The sequence below is a fragment of the Pseudomonas sp. NPDC087029 genome (genome assembly GCF_044745345.1).
Lineage (GTDB): Bacteria > Pseudomonadota > Gammaproteobacteria > Pseudomonadales > Pseudomonadaceae > Aquipseudomonas > Aquipseudomonas faucium.
Genome location: NZ_JBIVAB010000005.1, coordinates 193489 through 211158, shown reverse-complemented (window position 1 = coordinate 211158; position 17670 = coordinate 193489). Strand labels below are relative to the sequence as shown.

Below are 17670 nucleotides of genomic sequence, written 5' to 3'. Positions count from 1 at the left end.
AACAGGCAGTAAGGGAATTTCGTGAAGCGACGCAGTCTGCTGTCTCCACTGATGACGGGAGCCTTCGGGCTCCTGGTACTGAACCTGCACCCGGTTGCCCTGGCAGCCGATGACATAGACCCCGCACTGCGCAGCATCGGCCCATCGCTGTTGCGCGATGCCCCCGACGCCATCCCTGCCCGCCCGCCGTCCGGCCTTGCTGCCAGCCCGGGCGACCGGCTGGGGCTGGCCGAGGCGGTGCTGGCCGCCGCGCAGTGGCACCCGAGCATCGCCGAGGCCATCGGCAACCTGTACAAGCAGGGCGAAGGCATCAACGTTGCCAAGGCCGGTTACTACCCGCAGATTTCCGGCGGCATCCGCACCGGTTACGACACCGGCTACGGCGGTGATCGCAACAGCCAGGCGCTGAACCTCTCGCTCAAACAGATGCTCTACGATTTCGGCAAGGTCGACAGCGCCGTCGACGCCGCCCACGCCGCCGCTGCCCGGGCCCAGGCCAACATCCTGCTGGTGGTCGACGACCTGGCGCGTGACACCGCCTACGCCTGGATCGAAACCCGCCGCTACGAGCAGCTGATGGTCATCGCCCGCGATCAGATCCGCGGCGTCGACGACATCGCCGGCATGGCCCGCCAGCGCAGCGACATGGGCGCCAGCACCCGCTCCGATGTGGTCCAGGCCGAATCGCGGGTGGAAGGCGCCCGGGCCACCCTGGAGGAATACCAGGCGCAGTACCAGCGCTGGCGCTCGATCCTCGCCGCGCTGCTGGGGCGCGTGTCGCCACCGGCCCTGGCCGAACAAACCCCGCCCGAGCTGAACCAGGCCTGCAAGCGTCCAGGCGCCGGCGACGACCGCCTGCCCGCGGTGCTCATGGCCCTGGCCCTGCGCGCGCAGTCCAAGGCGGAGCTGGCCCAGGCCAAGGCCGAGGCCTACCCGACCCTGTCGCTGCAACCGCAGGTCAACCATTACCTGGACAACGACTACGACCGCGACAACCGCAGCCTCGACCGCACCCAGGCGGGCATCTACCTGAACCTGGAAGTGCCGATCTACCAGGGCGGCGCCATCAGTGCCCGCAGCCGCGCCGCAGGCTATGCGCTGACCGCAGCCGACTCGGCCGAAGACGCCGCCCGCCTGCAGGCCCGCCGCGGCCTGGCCGAAGCCATGGCGCAGACCTCCGGGCTGGGCCGCCGGCTCAATTCGCTGGAAGCGCGCCAGGTCAGCATCCAGGAGGCGCGCATGCTCTACGGCCGGCAGTACCTGGACCTGGGCACGCGGCCGCTGCTCGACCTGCTCAACGCCGAGCAGGAAATCTACCAGTCACGCTTCGAACTCGCCGGCACGCGCTCCGACCTGCTGCGCCTGGATGTCGACTGCCTGTACAACACGGGCGCCCTGCGCAGCGCCCTGGGCCTGGAAGGGCGCAACCTGCAAGGGGTGGAAATCGAGCCATGAACGATACCGTCAATCTGAGCCAGGCCAGTCAGCAGCAGCCCCCCGAACAGGCGGTGGCCCACCGGCCCGACCTCGGGCCGTGGCTCGAAGTGATGCTGCAGGTCGCCCATCACTACCGCCTCGACGTCTCGCCCCAGCGCATTCGCCTGGCGGCCGTGGAAGATGCCCGCCCGCTGGACGAGATCCTGCGCCACATGGCGCGCCAGGCGGGCCTGGCGCTGCGCTTCGTGCGCTTCGACGCCAAGGCCCTGAAGCAATGGCGCACGCCGCTGGTGCTGGAGCTCGACGACGGGCAGCTGGCCGTGGTCGAAGCGGTGACCGAGGAAAACGAGCTGGCCGTGGTGTTCGCCGGCGACCAGCGGCTGACCTCGCGCCTGCCCCGCTCGGCACTCGAAGGGCGTATCAACCGGGTGGCCTTGATGCGCCCGGCGCGGCCGCTGCGCGATGTGCGCACCGACGACTACACCGCCCCCTACGACCGCCACTGGTTCGCCCGCATCGTGCTGCGCGACCTGCGCCCTTACGGCCAGGTGATGGTCGCCTCGCTGGTGGCCAACGTGCTGGCCCTGGCGGGCGTGCTGTTTTCCATGCAGGTGTACGACCGGGTGATCCCGGCCGAATCGCTGCCCACCTTGTATGTGCTGTTCGGCGGCGTGGTGCTGGCGCTGGTGTTCGATTTCAGCATGCGCCTGCTGCGCCTGAAGGTCACCGACCTGCTCGGCAAGCGCGCCGACCTGCGTGTGTCGGACCTGGTCTACGGCCATGCCCTGCGCCTGCGCAACTCGGCGCGGCCGAAATCCACCGGCTCGTTCATCTCACAGTTGCGCGAGCTGGAGTCGATCCGCGACCTGATCACCTCCAGCACCGCCACGGCCCTGGCCGACCTGCCGTTCTTCCTGCTGTTCCTGTTCGTGTTCTGGCTGATTGGCGGGGTGCTGGTGCTGATCCCGCTGGTGGCACTGCTGGCGATGGTGCTGCCGGGGCTGCTCGCGCAACGCCGGCTGGCGCGCCTGGCCAACGCCTCGATGCGCGAGTCGTCGCTGCGCAATGCCATGCTGGTGGAAAGCATCCAGGGCCTGGACGAGATCAAGGCGCTGCAGGCCGAAGCGCGTTTCGAGCGGCAGTGGAACCAGTACAACGCCGCCTGCGCCCACACCAACCTGCGCCTGCGCACCCTGACCAACGGCCTGGTGACCTGGACCCAGAACGTACAGGGCGCGGTGTTCGCCGTGGTGATCGTCATCGGTGCGCCCATGGTGATCGCCGGCGACCTCACCACCGGTAGCCTGGTGGCCGCCTCGATGCTGTCGTCGCGAATGATGGCGCCGCTGGCCCAGCTCACCCATGTGCTGACCCGCTGGCAGCAGGCCAAGGTGGCGCTGCAGGGCCTGGACAAGCTGATGCAGTCGCCGGTCGACCACCCCGAGGGCGAAGCCCGCGTGCACCTGCCGGCCATCCGCGGCGAGTACAGCCTGCGCCAGGCCAACTTCCGCTACGACGCCGAAGCGCCACCGGTGCTGAACATCGGCCAGCTCGACATCCAGCCGGGCGAACGCATCGCCGTGCTGGGGCGCAACGGCGCCGGCAAGTCGACCTTGCTGCAGGCCCTGGGCGGGGCCATGGACCTGGTCGAAGGCGAAGTCACCCTCGATGGCATTGCCCTGGCCCACCTCGACCCGGCCGACCTGCGCCGCGACGTCGGCCTGCTGCCCCAGTACGCACGGCTGTTCCACGGCACCCTGCGGGAAAACCTCACCCTCGGCGCCGGCCAGGCCAGCGACCAGGAGCTGGTAGCAGCGCTGGCCGCCACCGGCGCGCTGGACTTCGTCCGGCGCCTGCCCAAGGGCCTGGACCACCTGATCCTCGAAGGTGGCATAGGCCTGTCGGGCGGGCAGCGCCAGGCCCTGGTGCTGTCACGCCTGCTGGTGCGCCAGCCGCAGGTATTGCTGCTGGACGAGCCCACCGCCTCGCTTGACGACATGACCGAACGCAAGCTGCTCGACAACCTCGACCGCTTCTGCCAAGGCCGTACCCTGGTGATCGCCACCCACCGCTTGAGCGTGCTGCAGCGGGTCGATCGGATCATCGTGCTGGATGGCGGGCGCATCGTCATCGACGACAGCCGCGAAGCCGCCCTGGCAAAACTGCAAGGAGGCCAGGCATGAGCAACCACGAACTCCCCGCGTCCTACCTGGACGGCCAGGATGACCAGGCGGTGCTGCGCGCCGGGCGGGTCATCCTGCTCTGCGCGCTGATGCTCGCGGCGTTCCTCGGCTGGGCCGCCTGGTTCGAGGTGACCGAGGTGTCCACCGGCACCGGCAAGGTGATCCCCAGCTCGCGCGAGCAGGTGATCCAGTCGTTCGAGGGCGGCATCGTCGCCGAGATGAACGTGGCCGAGGGCGATTTGGTCGAGCGCGGCCAGGTGCTGGCCCAGCTCGACCCGACCAAGACCGCCTCCAGTGTCGGCGAGAGCGAGGCCAAGTACCGCGCGGCCAAGGCCAGCGTGGCGCGGCTGCGCGCCGAGGTCACCGGCAAGCCGCTGAGTTTCCCCGAGAGCCTGCGGGATTCCCCCGAGCTGATCGACGCCGAAACCGCCCTCTACGAAACCCGCAGGCGCGGCCTGGAGCAGACCCTGGCAGGCATCGAGGACTCGCTGCGGCTGGTGCGCAGCGAACTGAAGATCACCGAAAACCTGGCCAAGATGGGCGCTTCCAGCCGGGTCGAGGTGATCCGCCTGAACCGCCAGCGCTCGGAGCTGGAGCTCAAGGCCAACGAAGCCCGCTCCGACTACCTGGTGCGCGCCCGCGAAGAGCTGGCCAAGGCCAGCGCCGAGGCCGACAGCCTGTCGGAGGTGATCCGCGGGCGCAGCGATTCGCTGTCGCGCCTGACCTTGCGCTCGCCGGTGCGCGGCATCGTCAAGGACATCGAGGTCAACACCTTGGGCGGCGTGGTGCAGCCCGGTGGGCAGGTGATGAAGATCGTGCCGATGGACGAGCGGCTGCTGATCGAAACCCGCATCGCGCCACGGGACATCGCCTTCATCCACCCCGACCAGGCGGCCAAGGTGAAGATCAGTGCCTATGACTACTCGGTGTATGGCGGGCTGGACGGCAAGGTGGTGGGGATATCGCCCGACACCCTGCAAGATGAGGTGAAACCGGAAATCTACTATTATCGGGTGTTCATCCGCACCGAGCAGGACAGCCTGCAGAACAAGGCCGGCAAGCGCTTTGCCATCGTCCCGGGGATGATTGCCACGGTGGATATCCGCACCGGCGAGAAGACCATCCTCGATTACCTGATCAAACCGCTGAACCGCGCCCGCGAGGCCCTGCGCGAGCGCTGAGGGCCGCTGCGCGGCCATCGCCGGCAAGCCGGCTCCCACAGGGATTGGGGTGTGCTCGGTACCTGTGGGAGCCGGCTTGCCGGCGATAGGGCCCTCAACGGCTCGACCACGCTAAAGCCCCAGGCAAACAGGCCGATAACCCGTTATCCCCTGTTTCCCACCACGAAGGTCCCCATGGCCACGCAAAACGCTCGCGCGGACTCGCTGTCGCTGCTGCTGTTCACCCTGCGCAGCGGCAAGCTGATGGCAATCAACCTGCTCAAGGTCAGCGAGATCATCCCCTGCCCGCCATTGACCAAGCTGCCCGAATCGCACCCGCATGTGAAAGGCGTGGCCACCCTGCGCGGCAACTCGCTGTCGGTGATCGACCTGTCACGCGCCATCGGCGAACGCCCGCTGGCCGACCCCGACGGCGGCTGCCTGATCGTCACCGAGATCAGCCGCTCGCGCCAAGGCCTGCACGTGCAGGCGGTGAGCCGCATCGTCCACTGCCTGAGCACCGACATCAAACCGCCGCCCTTTGGCTCGGGCAACCGCTCGTACATCACCGGTGTGACCCGGGTGGACGACAACCTGGTGCAGGTGCTGGACATCGAGAAAGTCATCCACGCCATCGCCCCGCCCCAGCCCGTGGCGCACCCTGGCGAACTCGGCGAGGAAGACGCCAGCCTGCTGGCTGCCGCCAATATCCTGGTGGTGGACGACAGCCAGGTGGCCCTGCAGCAGTCGGTGCACACCCTGCGCAACCTCGGCATCGAGTGCCACACCGCGCGCAGTGCCAAGGATGCGATCAACGTGCTGCTGGAGCTGCAAGGCACCGCGCAGGAGATCAACATCATCGTCTCCGACATCGAAATGTCGGAAATGGATGGCTACGCCTTCACCCGCACCCTGCGCGAGACGCCGGACTTCCAGCACCTGTACATCCTCCTGCACACCTCGCTGGACAGCGTGATGAGCGGCGAGAAGGCCCGCCTGGCCGGGGCCAATGCCATCCTCACCAAGTTCTCCTCGCCCGAGCTCACCGACTGCCTGGTGGTCGCCGCGCGCACCGTGGTGTTTGCCGAGCGCTGAACAACCGTGTTGTTATATTCAGCGACAAACTCCTCGGCCCACGGCCGGGGATGACTCGGGCATAATTCGCGCCCCTCGGATCATTCGTCGGAACCGCGTCATGAAGTCCTACAGCTCCCTCCTGATCGCTTGCGCACTGTTCAGCGGCATTGCCCAGGCCTCCACCAGCCAGGCCTGGAACGAGCAGCGCCAGCAGATGCTCAAAGCCTGCCTGGCCGCCAGCCAGTTCAAGGATGCCCACGCTCGTGGCAAGCCGGCCGAATTCGATGACCAGGTCGGCTTCAGTGCCCTGCTGGTCGAAGGCGTCTACCCACAGAAGCACATGCAGCAGCGCACCGGCACCGAGCTGTGCCTGTACGACCGCCGCCAGCAACGCGCCTTCGTCAGCGAATGGAACCCTGACGCCAAGTGAACGAAAACCTGCGTTTTGCCTGTACCGGCTGCGGCAAGTGCTGCACCGGCCACCACGTGCCGCTGACCCTGGCCGAGTCGCGCCAGTGGGCAGCCGCCGGCGGCCAGGTGGTGGTGTTGATCGAAGCGTTCGTGGCCGATGGCCCGGGCATGCCGGCCGACCAGCGCGAGCATGTGCTGCGCCGTTCGCACCCGGTGCCTTGCGGTGCGGGCGAGGTGCGCGTGGCGGTGACCTTCGCCGCGTTCAACCCCGGGCGTTGCCGCAACCTCGATGACAACGACCTGTGCACCATCTATGAAACCCGGCCGCTGGTCTGCCGTATCTACCCGGTGGAAATCAACCCGCACATTCCACTGCGGCCCGAGAACAAGGACTGCCCGCCCGAAGCCTGGGAACAAGGCCCTGAGCTGATCCACGGCACGCAGCCGGTCGACGCGCAGCTGGCCGCCCTGGTGCAGGCCTCGCGCCAGGCCGACCGTGACGATATCGCGGCCAAAGTGGCGGTGTGCCAGGCGTTGGGGATGACCTGCAGTGCGCTCAAGGGCAATGGATTTACCGCTTATTTGCCAGAGATGGCGGCGTTCGCGGCGGCGTTGCAGCAGGTGGCGGTGGCCGACGGTGCAGCGTGGACCTTGCATGTGAGCGATGGAGGTTTGGCAGCGGAGTTGCATGCGCTGGGCCTGCAGACCACCAGCGAAACACCGGTGTACTACGCCTTCATTGGGTTCTAGGTAGTCAGTACCGGCCCTATCGCCGGCAAGCCGGCTCCCACAGGTAATGCCGCAGATGTCGAGAACTGCGCTGTACCTGTGGGAGCCGGCTTGCCGGCGATAGGGCCGGTGCTGACACCCCACCCTGCGAAACTGTCAGCGCTGTCAGCCAGCCGTCACGCTGCCGACCCGGTTCAGGGGCTATAAGCTTCAGTACAGACAACCATCCCCCCCCCCTCTTGGCCAAGGTGCCCGCGCCGATGCGACGTCCTTCCCGCTCTCTCCTCCTGGCCACCACGGCACTGCTCGCCCTGGCCGCATTGGGCATCTGGTACGGCCAACGGCACGAAGCGCCTGCCAGCCGCGCGCAAACCGCCATCCCGGTCCGCGTGGTCAGCGTCGCCCAGCAGGACGTGCCGCGCTATGCCAGTGCCATCGGCTCGGTGCTGTCGCTGCACAGCGTCGAGGTGCGCCCGCAGGTCGAGGGCATCCTGACCCAGGTGCTGGTCAAGGAAGGCCAATGGGTCAAGGAAGGCGACCTGCTCGCCACCCTCGACGATCGCAGCATCAGCGCCTCGCTCGACCAGGCCCGCGCCCAGCTCGGCCAGAGCCAGGCACAGATCCAGGTGGCCGGGGTCGACCTCAAGCGCTACAAGCTGCTGAGCACCGATGACGGCGTGTCCAAGCAGACCCTCGACCAGCAACAGGCGCTGGTCAACCAGCTGCAGGCCACGGTCAAGGGCAACCAGGCGGCCATTGCCAACGCCCAGGTGCAGCTTTCCTACACGCAGATCCACTCGCCAGTTACAGGCCGCGTCGGCATCCGCAACGTCGACCCCGGCAACCTGGTGCGCACCAGCGATGCCCAGGGCCTGTTCAGCGTGACCCAGATCGACCCGATCGCCGTGGAATTCTCCCTGCCGCAACAAATGCTGCCGACCTTGCAAACCCTGCTCAAGGCGCCAACACCTGCGCATGTCGAGGCCTACATGGACGCCGACGGCGAGCGCAGCCTGCTGGGCGAAGGCCGCCTGGCACTGATCGACAACCAGATTTCCGCCAACACCGGCACGGTGCGGGTGAAGGCCGAGTTCGACAACAAGGACGGCCGCCTGTGGCCGGGCCAGCTGGTCACCGTGCGCCTGCGCACGGCGCTCGACGAAAACGCCCTGGTGGTGCCGCCGCCGGTGGTGCAGCGCAGCATCGATGGCCACTTCGTCTACCGCGTGGAGGGCGACAAGGTCACCAGCGTGCCGGTCAAGGTGCTGTACCAGGACAGCACGCTGAACATCGTCGCCGGGGTCAAGGCCGGTGACCGCCTGGTGCTCGACGGCCAGTCGCGGCTCAAGCCCGGCGCCCGCGTCGAGATCACCCCAGACGCCCCGGCACCGGCCGAGATGGCCGACCGCAGGAGCCAGCCATGAACACCCGCAATGGCGTCTCGGCCTGGTGCATCGACCACCCCATCGCCACCCTGCTGCTGACCTTCGCCCTGGTGCTGCTGGGTGCCATCGCCTTCCCCCGCCTGCCGGTGGCGCCGCTGCCCGAGGCCGATTTCCCGACCATCCAGGTCACCGCCCAGTTGCCCGGTGCCAGCCCCGAGACCATGGCCTCGTCGGTGGCAACGCCGCTGGAAGTGCAGTTCAGCGCCATCCCCGGCATGACCCAGATGACCAGCAGCAGCGCCCTGGGCTCGACCACGCTGATCCTGCAGTTCACCCTGGACAAGAACATCGACACCGCCGCCCAGGAAGTGCAGGCGGCGATCAACACCGCCACCGCGCGCCTGCCCCAGGACCTGCCGAGCCCGCCGACCTGGCGCAAGGTCAACCCGGCCGACAGCCCGGTGCTGATCCTCACCGTCAGCTCCGCGCAGATGCCCGGCAACGAGCTCAGCGACTACGCCGAAACCCTGCTGGCCCGCCAGCTCAGCCAGATCGACGGGGTCGGCCTGATCAACATCACCGGGCAGCTGCGCCCGGCGATCCGGGTGCAGGCGCAGCCGGAGAAACTCGCGGCCATCGGCCTGACCCTGGCCGACGTGCGCCTGGCCATCCAGCAAACCAGCCTGAACCTGGCCAAGGGCGCGCTGTATGGCGAGCACAGCGTGTCGACCATCGCCGCCAACGACCAGCTGTTCCACCCCGAGGACTACGCCAAGCTGATCGTCAGCTACCGCAATGGCGCGCCAGTGCACCTGGCCGACGTGGCCAAGGTGATCAACGGCGCCGAGAACGCCTACGTCAAGGCCTGGTCCGGCGACCAGCCGGGGCTGAACCTGGTGATCTTCCGCCAGCCGGGGGCCAACATCGTCGACACCGTGGACCGGGTGCTCGACGCCCTGCCCCGGCTGCAGGAGATGCTGCCGGCCTCGGTCGAGGTGTCGGTGCTGCAGGACCGCACCCAGACCATCCGCGCATCGCTGCATGAAGTGGAACTGACGCTGATGATCGCCGTGGCGCTGGTGATCGGGGTGATGGCGCTGTTCCTGCGCCAGTGGTCGGCCACCTTCATCGTCTCCAGCGTGCTCGGGGTGTCGCTGATCGCCAGCTGCGCGCTGATGTACGTGCTGGGCTTCAGCCTCAACAACCTGACCCTGGTGGCCATCGTCATCGCCGTGGGCTTCGTGGTCGATGACGCCATCGTCGTGGTGGAGAACATCCACCGTCACCTGGAGGCCGGCGACGACAGCCGCACGGCGGCGCTCAAGGGCGCCGGCGAGATCGGCTTCACCGTGGTGTCGATCAGCTTCTCGCTGATCGCCGCGTTCATTCCGCTGCTGTTCATGGGCGGTGTGGTCGGGCGCCTGTTCAAGGAGTTCGCCCTGACCGCGACGGCCACCATCCTGATCTCGGTGGTGGTGTCGCTGACCCTGGCGCCGACCCTCGCCGCCCTGTTCATGCGCCGCCCGCCCAGCGAGCACGGCGGCAGTTTCGGTGCGCGCCTGCTGGGCTGGTACGAAAAGGGCCTGGACCGCGCCCTGGCCCACCGGCGCCTGACCCTCGGTGTGTTCGGCATCACCCTGGCGCTGGCGGTGGCCGGCTATATCGGCATCCCCAAGGGCTTCTTCCCGCTGCAGGACACCGGCTTCATCCTCGGCACCACCGAGGCGGCGGCAGACGTTTCCTACCCCTCGATGATCGAAAAACACCTGGCGGTGGCGAAGATCATCGGTGATGACCCGGCCGTGCGCGCCTATTCGCACTCGGTCGGGGTCACCGGCAGCAACCAGACCATCGCCAATGGCCGCTTCTGGATCTCGCTCAAGCCCCGCGGCGAGCGCGACGTGTCGGCCAGCGAGTGGATCGACCGCATTCGCCCGAAACTCGCCCAGGTACCCGGCATCGTCCTGTACCTGCGCGCCGGCCAGGACATCAACCTCAGCTCCGGGCCATCGCGCACCCAGTACCAGTACGTGCTCAAGAGCAACGACGGCGTGGCCCTGAACCTGTGGACCCAGCGCCTGACCGAGCGCCTGAAGGAAAACCCGGCGTTTCGCGACCTGTCCAACGACCTGCAACTGGGCGCCAGCGTCACGCGCATCGACATCGACCGCCAGGCCGCAGCGCGCTTCGGCCTGACCACCACCGACGTCGACCAGGCGCTGTACGACGCCTTCGGCCAGCGGCAGATCAGCGAATTCCAGACCGAGACCAACCAGTACAAGGTGATTCTCGAGCTCGATGCGCGCCAGCGCGGCAAGGCCGAAAGCCTCAACTTCTTCTACCTGCGCTCGCCGCTGACCAACGAGATGGTGCCGTTGTCGGCCCTGGCCCACGTGGCAGCGCCCAGCACCGGGCCGCTGTCGATCAGCCACGACGGCCTGTTCCCGGCCGCCAACCTGTCGTTCAACCTGGCGCCCGGCGTGGCCCTGGGCGATGCGGTGCAGATCCTCGAACGCACCCAGCGCGAACTGGGCATGCCCGACTCCATCGCCGGCAACTTCCAGGGCGCCGCCCAGGCCTTCCAGAGCTCGCTGTCGAGCCAGCCGTACCTGATCCTCGCCGCGCTGGTGGCGGTGTACATCATCCTCGGCGTGCTGTACGAAAGCTTCGTCCACCCGCTGACCATCATCTCGACGCTGCCCTCGGCGGGCCTGGGCGCGATCATCCTGCTCTGGGCCAGCGGGCAGGACTTCAGCATCATGGGCCTGATCGGCGTGGTGCTGCTGATCGGCATCGTCAAGAAGAACGGCATCCTGCTCATCGACTTCGCCCTCGAAGCCCAGCGCCACCAGGGCATGACACCCGAGCAGGCGATCCGCCAGGCGTGCCTGGTGCGCTTTCGCCCGATCATCATGACCACCCTGGCCGCGCTGCTCGGCGCGGTGCCGCTGATGTTCGGCTTCGGCACCGGCGCCGAACTGCGCCAGCCGCTGGGCATCGCCGTGGTCGGCGGCCTGTTGGTGAGCCAGGCGCTGACGCTGTTCACCACCCCGGTCATATACTTGGCCCTGGAGCGCCTGTTCCATCGCCGCCAGGCGGCCGCTGCGGCCGCGCCAAGTGCCAGCTGAGACAAGACCATGCGTGTGCTGATCATCGAAGACGAAGAAAAAACCGCCGACTACCTGCATCGCGGCCTGAGCGAGCAAGGCTTCACCGTCGACCTTGCACGCGACGGCATCGACGGGCTGCACATGGCCCTTGAAGGCGACTACGCAGTGATCGTGCTCGACGTGATGCTGCCGGGCCTGGATGGCTACGGCGTGCTGCGCGCCCTGCGCGCGCGCAAGCAGACGCCGGTGATCATGCTCACCGCCCGCGAGCGCGTCGAAGACCGCATCCATGGCCTGCGCGAAGGTGCCGACGACTACCTGGGCAAGCCGTTCTCGTTCCTCGAGCTGGTTGCCCGCCTGCAGGCCCTGACCCGCCGCAGCAGCAGCCACGAGCCGCTGCAGGTGCAGGTTGGCGACCTGTGGATCGACCTCATGGCGCGCAAGGCCAGCCGCGCCGGCACCCGCCTGGACCTGACCGCCAAGGAGTTCTCGCTGCTCAGCGTGCTGGCCCGGCGCCAGGGCGAGATCCTGTCCAAGACCGCCATCGCCGAGCTGGTCTGGGACATCAACTTCGACAGCGACGCGAATGTCGTCGAGGTCGCCATCAAACGCCTGCGCGCCAAGCTCGACGGGCCATTCGACAACAAGCTGCTGCACACCATCCGAGGCATGGGCTATGTCCTGGAAAACCGTGCCGGTTAACTCCATCGCCCTGCGCCTGTCGGCGTTGTTCATCCTGGTGGCGCTGGGCGTGTTCGTGCTGATCGGCTCGGCGCTGTATCGCCAGGTCGACCGCAGCCTCGACCTGCTGCCGGCGGCCGAGCTCGATGCGCGCTACAGCGTGCTCGAATCCACCCTCAACCGCTTCGGCACGCCCGAGCACTGGGCCAAGATCAGCAACAAGCTCAACCTGCTCAGCGAGGAAGACAAACGCATCCGCTTCTGGGTGGTGAGCAGCAACCCGGCCTTCGAATACGGCCACCCCAGCGAGCTGGTGCGCGCATTCGCCGAAGGCCCGCAAGGCATGCGCGACCTGCGCCTGCCCGAGCGCCCCTACCCGTACAAGGTGCTGGTCAGCGAACTGCCGGCCGTGGCCGAGCGCCCGCCGCTGCGCTTTCTGATCGGCATCGACACGGAAACCTTCTGGCAGGCGCAGCACAGCTTGCTGGTGGCCATCGTCGGGCTGGCGGTGCTGGGTGTGCTGCTGGCCTCGGTGCTGGGGTACTGGGTCGCCCGGATCGGCCTGCGCCCGCTGCTGGCGTTGTCCAACGAAGCCCAGGCGCTGGCCCCGCCGCGCCTGGACGGCCGCCTGCAAACCCACGACCTGGCGCCGGAGCTGGCGCAGTTCGCCGGCGCCTTCAACGCCGCCCTCGACCGGGTCAGCCAGGCCTATTCGCGGCTGGAGGCGTTCAACGCCGACGTCGCCCACGAATTGCGCTCGCCGCTGACCAACCTGATCGGCCAGACCCAGGTCGCGCTCACCCGCGGGCGCAGCGCCGAGCATTACTTCGAAGTGCTGCAATCGAACCTCGAAGAGCTCGAGCGGCTGCGCAGCATCATCAACGACATGCTGTTCCTCGCCAGCGCCGACCAGGGCAGCAAGGCCACCGCCCTGACCCAGGTGTCACTGGCCGAGGAAGTCGCCACCACCCTCGACTACCTGGACTACATCCTCGAAGACGCCCAGGTCAGCGTGTCGGTCAGCGGCGACGCCCAGGCGCCGATCGAAAAAGCCCAGCTGCGCCGGGCGCTGATCAACCTGCTGAACAATGCCGTGCAACACACCGCGCCCAACCAGGTGATCCGCGTGCATATCGATGCCGGGGCGCAACAGGCCAGCATCGCCGTGAGCAACCCGGGGCCGGCCATCGACGATGCCCACCTGCCGCTGCTGTTCGAGCGTTTCTACCGGGTGGATGCGGCGCGCAGCAACAGTGGCGGCGGCAACCATGGCTTGGGCCTGGCCATCGTCAAAGCCATTGCGCTGATGCATGGGGGCGATGTTTTCGTGCAGAGCGAAGCCGGCGCCAACACCTTTGGCATTCGCCTGCCAAGCGCTCAAACACGCGGGTTTGGGGCGAAAGTCTAATTGCTTTTCCAGACGATCGTTACCTTTTGCGCAACAGTGCTTATCACCACGGACGCTGTTTCCAGGGCCATTAAACGACTAACTTTAGCCCTGTCCTCATTAGCACTTGCACCGCAAGAAGGTAGTTTCAAAATGTCCAACAGTATGGGTATTGCCAGCGTTTTCGTTCTGTCTTCCCTGTTGTTGTCGCCCCTGGCCATGGCTGAAGAGTCGCCGGCCTTCGTCGCCCGTAATGCTGAGCTTGCCGCTGTTCACCAAGATGCCCGCGAAGCTGTCGCCCACCAGGCAGACGCCGTAAAAGCCTCGGAACAGACCGCTTCCAAAGTTCAAAGCGATGCCAACGCGGACAGCTGATTGCTGTTCGCCGCTGCTCCAGATTTCCCTCGGCTACGCCATGGGCACCACCGGTGCCGATATGTTAGCCTTTTAAAGCCGCTGCCAATCAGCGGCTTTTTTTATGTGCTTTAACGATCAGCCCGGTTGTTACGTCTCTAACAAGAAAGTTGCACATTCAAAAAATAAAAACTGCCCCACCGCCCGACCAAAGGAGCTAGTACCGGTGCCTTCCGCGTTTCGTTTTACCCCGTTGTTCATTGCATTGACTGCAACGATGCCGTTCGCCGCCCAGGCAGATGAAGACAAGGCTGATGGCTTTATCGAAGGCTCGACGTTCAACCTGCATTTGCGTAATGCCTACTTCAACCGCAACAACCTCAACAGTGGCGTGCGCGACAAGCGCGAGTGGGGCCAGGGCGCAGTCGCCCGTTTCGAGTCCGGCTACACCCCTGGGGTGGTGGGTTTCGGCCTCGACGCCCATGCCATGCTGGGCCTGAAGCTCGACGGCGGTGGCGGCCATGCCGGCACCAGCATCCTGCCGTCGCACTACAAGGACGACGGTGAACTGGGCGCCGCCCCGCACTCGTTCTCCACGGCCGGCGCTGCGGTCAAGCTCAAGGCGTTCGACACCGAGCTCAAGGCCGGTGACCTGTTCCTCACCAACCCGGTGATCGCCGGCGGTGAAACCCGCATGCTGCCGCAGACCTTCCGCGGCGTGAGCCTGACCAATACCAGCATCGACGGGCTGCTGCTCGAAGGCGGCCAGGTCAGCTTCACCCACCCGTACAACCAGAGCGGCCACCGCCGCATCGACACCTACTACGGTGCGCTGGACGAACACGACAAGAGCAAGCACCTGAACTGGGCCGGCGCGTCCTGGAGCGGCACCGAGAACATCACCGCCAACCTTTACGCCGCTGAGCTGAAGGACATCTGGAACCAGTACTACGCCGACTTCGACTACACCTACGTGGTCAACGACCTGGTCAGCCTGAACCCGGGCGTGCACTTCTACCACACCCAGGACACCGGCCAGGCGCTGCTGGGCAAGATCGACAACAACACCTACAGCCTGCACTTCACGGTCAACGCCGGTTACCACAGCGTCACCGCCGCCTACCAGCGGGTCAACGGCAACACGCCGTTCGACTACATCAACCTGGGCGACAGCGTGTACCTGGACAACTCGCGCATGTACTCGGACTTCAACGCCCCGAACGAGCGTTCGTGGAAGCTGCAGTACGGCTACAACTTCGCCGGCGTCGGCATCCCAGGCCTGAGCACCACCGTGTCGTACTCGCGCGGCGAGGCGGACCTGACCAAGGCCAGCCGCGATACCAGCCACTACGACTACTACCGCGCCGATGGCAAGAACGCCATGCACTGGGAGCGCGACCTGGACGTGAAATACGTGTTCCAGGAAGGCGACTTCAAGGACTTGTCGGTATTGGTGCGCTATGCCACCCACCGCGGCAGCCAGGGCTATGCGTCGATCGACAGCAACAGCGACAACGACGAACTGCGGGTGATCGTCGATTATCCGGTGAACATCTTCTGACCCTTGCGGGAGCGGGTTCGCCCGCTCCCACGCACGATTCCGTCGGACAAATCTTGTTCGACAATCCCTGCACCCCTAGAATGTCGCCGCCGCAAATGGCCCTGCCTCAGCAGTAGCGCGCATGCCCACTCGATTACCGCGTCTCGCACTCTACAGGTCGCACCCCGAGCTGATCCTCAACCTGGGCAGTTGCCTTGCCGTGCTCGCGATCGTGGCCATCGTCAGCTACCTGCTGGCCCGCGAGCGTGACAGCGTCGAGCAATCGGCCATCCGCGCCTCGAACAACATCGTGCAACTGATCGAAAGCGACATCCTGCGCAATGCCGAACTCTACGATCAGTCCCTGCAGGGCCTGATCTGGGCGGTCAACCGCAAGGAGCTGCCCGAGATCCCCAGTGCGCTGCGCCAACGCCTGCTGTTCAACGAAGCCTTCGTCGACAAGAAGCGCGGCGATGTGCTGTGGCTGGACAAGGCCGGCAATGTGGTGGGCGACTCCACCAGCATCGTGCCGCGCCAGGCCAACTTCGCCGACACCGGCGTGTTCAAGGCGCACCTGAACGACCCCAACCTCGGTTTGCTGGTGGGCCCGCCGTTCAAGGCGCGGCTGGGCGACCTGGACTGGTGCATCAGCTTCAGCCGGCGCATTTCCGGCCCCAACGGCGAGTTCGCAGGCTTGGCCGCAGGCGCCTTGCGCCTTTCCTATTTCAACGAACTGTTCCAGCGCCTGGATATCGGCGACGACAGCAGCATCAACCTGTTCAACGCCAATGGCCAGCTGCTCGCCCGGCAACCTACCCGGCCAGACGACCCGCTGATCGGCAGCAACTACCGTGAGCGGCCCAACTTCAAGCGCATGCTCGGCGAGCGCAGCGGCAGCTTCACGGCACGTTCGAGCACCACCGGGGACCAGCGCATGTTCACCTTCGCCCGGGTGGCCGACCTGCCGCTGATCGTGATGGTGGTGCACTCGGCCGACGAGGTGTTCGAGTCGTGGCGGCGCACCGCGATACTGGTCAGCGTGGCCACCGGCGTACTGTGCGTGGGCATCCTCTGGCTGACCTTGCTGCTGGGCCGCGAGCTACAGCGCCGTCACGAAGCCGAACAGAGCCTGGCGACCCTGGCCGCCACCGACAGCCTCACCGGCCTTGCCAACCGCCGCCGGCTGGACCAGGTGCTGCGCCTGGAATGGGCACGCGCCCAGCGCAACCGCAAGCCGCTGGCGGTGATGATGGTGGATGTGGATCATTTCAAGGCGTTCAACCAGCGCCATGGGCATGCCGGTGGCGACCATGCGCTGCGCGAGGTGGCCAAGGCCATCGAACAGTGCCTGCGCCGGCCTGCCGACCTGGCGGCGCGCTACGGGGGGGAGGAGTTTCAGGTGATCTTGCCGGAGACCGAGCTGCCGGGTGCGCTGTTGCTCGCAGAGCGCATTCGCGCCAGCGTGGAAGGCTTGGCGCCGTTTGCCGATGATGCCCGTGCGGTGACGGTCAGCATCGGCATCGGCGTGTTCATCCCCGGCACCCAGCACGACCTGACACGGGTGCTGGGTGATGCGGACGAAGCCCTCTACCGGGCCAAGGCCAAAGGCCGCAACCGAGTAGAGGGGCCAGCCGCTTAGGAGCGGGCGCGGGCAGCGTTGCGCAGCGCCTTGACCTGGTCGTGGTTGCGTTGCACGCCTTGCAGTTGCTTCTCGACCAGTGCGTAGCTCTGGTCGCTGGCAGCGCGGCCCAGCTTGACCAGCTTCTCGCGGGCTTCCTTGTAGGCCTTGAGGGCGTGGTCCTCGCCGCGCTCCACTTCGTTGAGCACCGCTTCTTCGTCCTTGCCGGTGACCATCGACTTGAGGTTGACCCAGCCGCGGTGCATGTCGCCGCTGATGCTGGTGGAGGTTTCCGGGTCACCGCCCAGGCGGCGCACTTCGCTTTGCAGCTCGGCGGCGGCACTGGAGCATTCGCCGGCGCGCTGCACGAAGAAGGCCTTGAGTTCCGGGTTCTTCACATCATCGGCCGAAGTCTTGAAACCCTTTTCGCCGTCCTTGCTGTACTCGATCAGGTCGTTGAGTACGTCGATCACGTCTTTGTTGGGGTTGCTCATGGTTTAACTCCTTGGCAGGTGATAGTCATGTAATCAGGAGCAGCCTTCGTGCCAAGCCTCGCGCAAAAATAAAATCTATAAAAATCAATTAGTTGTCATAAATG

General features: G+C 66.4%; 14 protein-coding genes. 13 read left to right on the top strand and 1 reads right to left on the bottom strand.

The window, feature by feature from the left end; genetic code table 11:
• Positions 1-21 precede the first annotated feature (21 nt).
• The 13 genes from ACIPG5_RS11595 to ACIPG5_RS11535 all read left to right on the top strand — a co-directional run bounded on the left by ACIPG5_RS11595 (position 22) and on the right by ACIPG5_RS11535 (position 17093).
• Positions 22-1455, top strand: a complete 1434-nt coding sequence (locus ACIPG5_RS11595; protein ID WP_401375068.1) for a TolC family outer membrane protein — start codon at positions 22-24, stop codon at positions 1453-1455.
• A complete protein-coding gene (locus tag ACIPG5_RS11590; RefSeq protein ID WP_176516894.1) occupies positions 1452-3620 on the top strand; it encodes a type I secretion system permease/ATPase in 2169 nt (722 codons plus the stop codon). Before ACIPG5_RS11595 ends, ACIPG5_RS11590 begins: the two co-directional genes overlap by 4 nt.
• Positions 3617-4801 (top strand): HlyD family type I secretion periplasmic adaptor subunit, encoded by a 1185-nt coding sequence (locus ACIPG5_RS11585; RefSeq protein ID WP_176516892.1) that lies wholly within the window; start codon positions 3617-3619, stop codon positions 4799-4801. Before ACIPG5_RS11590 ends, ACIPG5_RS11585 begins: the two co-directional genes overlap by 4 nt.
• 174 nt (positions 4802-4975) lie before the next feature.
• Complete coding sequence (locus ACIPG5_RS11580) at positions 4976-5875, top strand: chemotaxis protein (RefSeq protein WP_176516890.1); 900 nt, start codon at positions 4976-4978, stop codon at positions 5873-5875.
• A gap of 100 nt (positions 5876-5975) precedes the next feature.
• Positions 5976-6287 (top strand): hypothetical protein, encoded by a 312-nt coding sequence (locus ACIPG5_RS11575; RefSeq protein WP_176516888.1) that lies wholly within the window; start codon positions 5976-5978, stop codon positions 6285-6287.
• Positions 6284-7018, top strand: coding sequence for a YkgJ family cysteine cluster protein (locus tag ACIPG5_RS11570; protein ID WP_401375063.1), 735 nt, complete (start codon positions 6284-6286; stop codon positions 7016-7018). Before ACIPG5_RS11575 ends, ACIPG5_RS11570 begins: the two co-directional genes overlap by 4 nt.
• A 239-nt stretch (positions 7019-7257) precedes the next feature.
• Positions 7258-8421, top strand: coding sequence for an efflux RND transporter periplasmic adaptor subunit (locus tag ACIPG5_RS11565; RefSeq protein WP_401375061.1), 1164 nt, complete (start codon positions 7258-7260; stop codon positions 8419-8421).
• Positions 8418-11510, top strand: coding sequence for a multidrug efflux RND transporter permease subunit (locus ACIPG5_RS11560; RefSeq protein WP_401375059.1), 3093 nt, complete (start codon positions 8418-8420; stop codon positions 11508-11510). The genes ACIPG5_RS11565 and ACIPG5_RS11560 overlap by 4 nt, the downstream gene beginning before the upstream one ends.
• A gap of 9 nt (positions 11511-11519) precedes the next feature.
• The gene (locus ACIPG5_RS11555; protein WP_176516880.1) at positions 11520-12194 is read left to right on the top strand and encodes a heavy metal response regulator transcription factor; all 675 of its coding nucleotides are present in this window, start codon (positions 11520-11522) and stop codon (positions 12192-12194) included.
• Positions 12169-13581 carry a heavy metal sensor histidine kinase gene (locus ACIPG5_RS11550; RefSeq protein WP_401375057.1) on the top strand — a complete coding sequence of 471 codons (1413 nt, stop codon included), beginning with the start codon at positions 12169-12171 and terminating at the stop codon, positions 13579-13581. Before ACIPG5_RS11555 ends, ACIPG5_RS11550 begins: the two co-directional genes overlap by 26 nt.
• A 132-nt stretch (positions 13582-13713) precedes the next feature.
• The gene (locus ACIPG5_RS11545) at positions 13714-13935 is read left to right on the top strand and encodes a hypothetical protein (RefSeq protein WP_176516902.1); all 222 of its coding nucleotides are present in this window, start codon (positions 13714-13716) and stop codon (positions 13933-13935) included.
• A gap of 205 nt (positions 13936-14140) precedes the next feature.
• Positions 14141-15475: an OprD family porin gene (locus ACIPG5_RS11540; protein WP_286913718.1), complete on the top strand. Its 1335-nt coding sequence runs from the start codon at positions 14141-14143 to the stop codon at positions 15473-15475.
• A gap of 121 nt (positions 15476-15596) precedes the next feature.
• The gene (locus ACIPG5_RS11535; protein ID WP_401375053.1) at positions 15597-17093 is read left to right on the top strand and encodes a sensor domain-containing diguanylate cyclase; all 1497 of its coding nucleotides are present in this window, start codon (positions 15597-15599) and stop codon (positions 17091-17093) included.
• On the opposite strand, the gene ACIPG5_RS11530 is transcribed toward ACIPG5_RS11535, so the two are convergent.
• A complete protein-coding gene (locus ACIPG5_RS11530) occupies positions 17090-17566 on the bottom strand; it encodes a PA2169 family four-helix-bundle protein (protein ID WP_176516871.1) in 477 nt (158 codons plus the stop codon). The two genes, ACIPG5_RS11535 and ACIPG5_RS11530, sit on opposite strands and share 4 nt — an antisense overlap.
• Positions 17567-17670 lie beyond the last annotated feature (104 nt).

Bases quoted from the DNA above. Each gene is read 5' to 3' on its own strand.
- ACIPG5_RS11530 (WP_176516871.1), bottom strand. From the start codon at position 17,566: ATGAGCAACCCCAACAAAGACGTGATCGACGTACTCAACGACCTGATC.
- ACIPG5_RS11565 (WP_401375061.1), top strand. From the start codon at position 7,258: ATGCGACGTCCTTCCCGCTCTCTCCTCCTGGCCACCACGGCACTGCTC.
- ACIPG5_RS11555 (WP_176516880.1), top strand. From the start codon at position 11,520: ATGCGTGTGCTGATCATCGAAGACGAAGAAAAAACCGCCGACTACCTG.
- ACIPG5_RS11590 (WP_176516894.1), top strand. From the start codon at position 1,452: ATGAACGATACCGTCAATCTGAGCCAGGCCAGTCAGCAGCAGCCCCCC.
- ACIPG5_RS11580 (WP_176516890.1), top strand. From the start codon at position 4,976: ATGGCCACGCAAAACGCTCGCGCGGACTCGCTGTCGCTGCTGCTGTTC.
- ACIPG5_RS11545 (WP_176516902.1), top strand. From the start codon at position 13,714: ATGTCCAACAGTATGGGTATTGCCAGCGTTTTCGTTCTGTCTTCCCTG.
- ACIPG5_RS11535 (WP_401375053.1), top strand. From the start codon at position 15,597: ATGCCCACTCGATTACCGCGTCTCGCACTCTACAGGTCGCACCCCGAG.
- ACIPG5_RS11585 (WP_176516892.1), top strand. From the start codon at position 3,617: ATGAGCAACCACGAACTCCCCGCGTCCTACCTGGACGGCCAGGATGAC.
- ACIPG5_RS11550 (WP_401375057.1), top strand. From the start codon at position 12,169: ATGTCCTGGAAAACCGTGCCGGTTAACTCCATCGCCCTGCGCCTGTCG.
- ACIPG5_RS11560 (WP_401375059.1), top strand. From the start codon at position 8,418: ATGAACACCCGCAATGGCGTCTCGGCCTGGTGCATCGACCACCCCATC.
- ACIPG5_RS11575 (WP_176516888.1), top strand. From the start codon at position 5,976: ATGAAGTCCTACAGCTCCCTCCTGATCGCTTGCGCACTGTTCAGCGGC.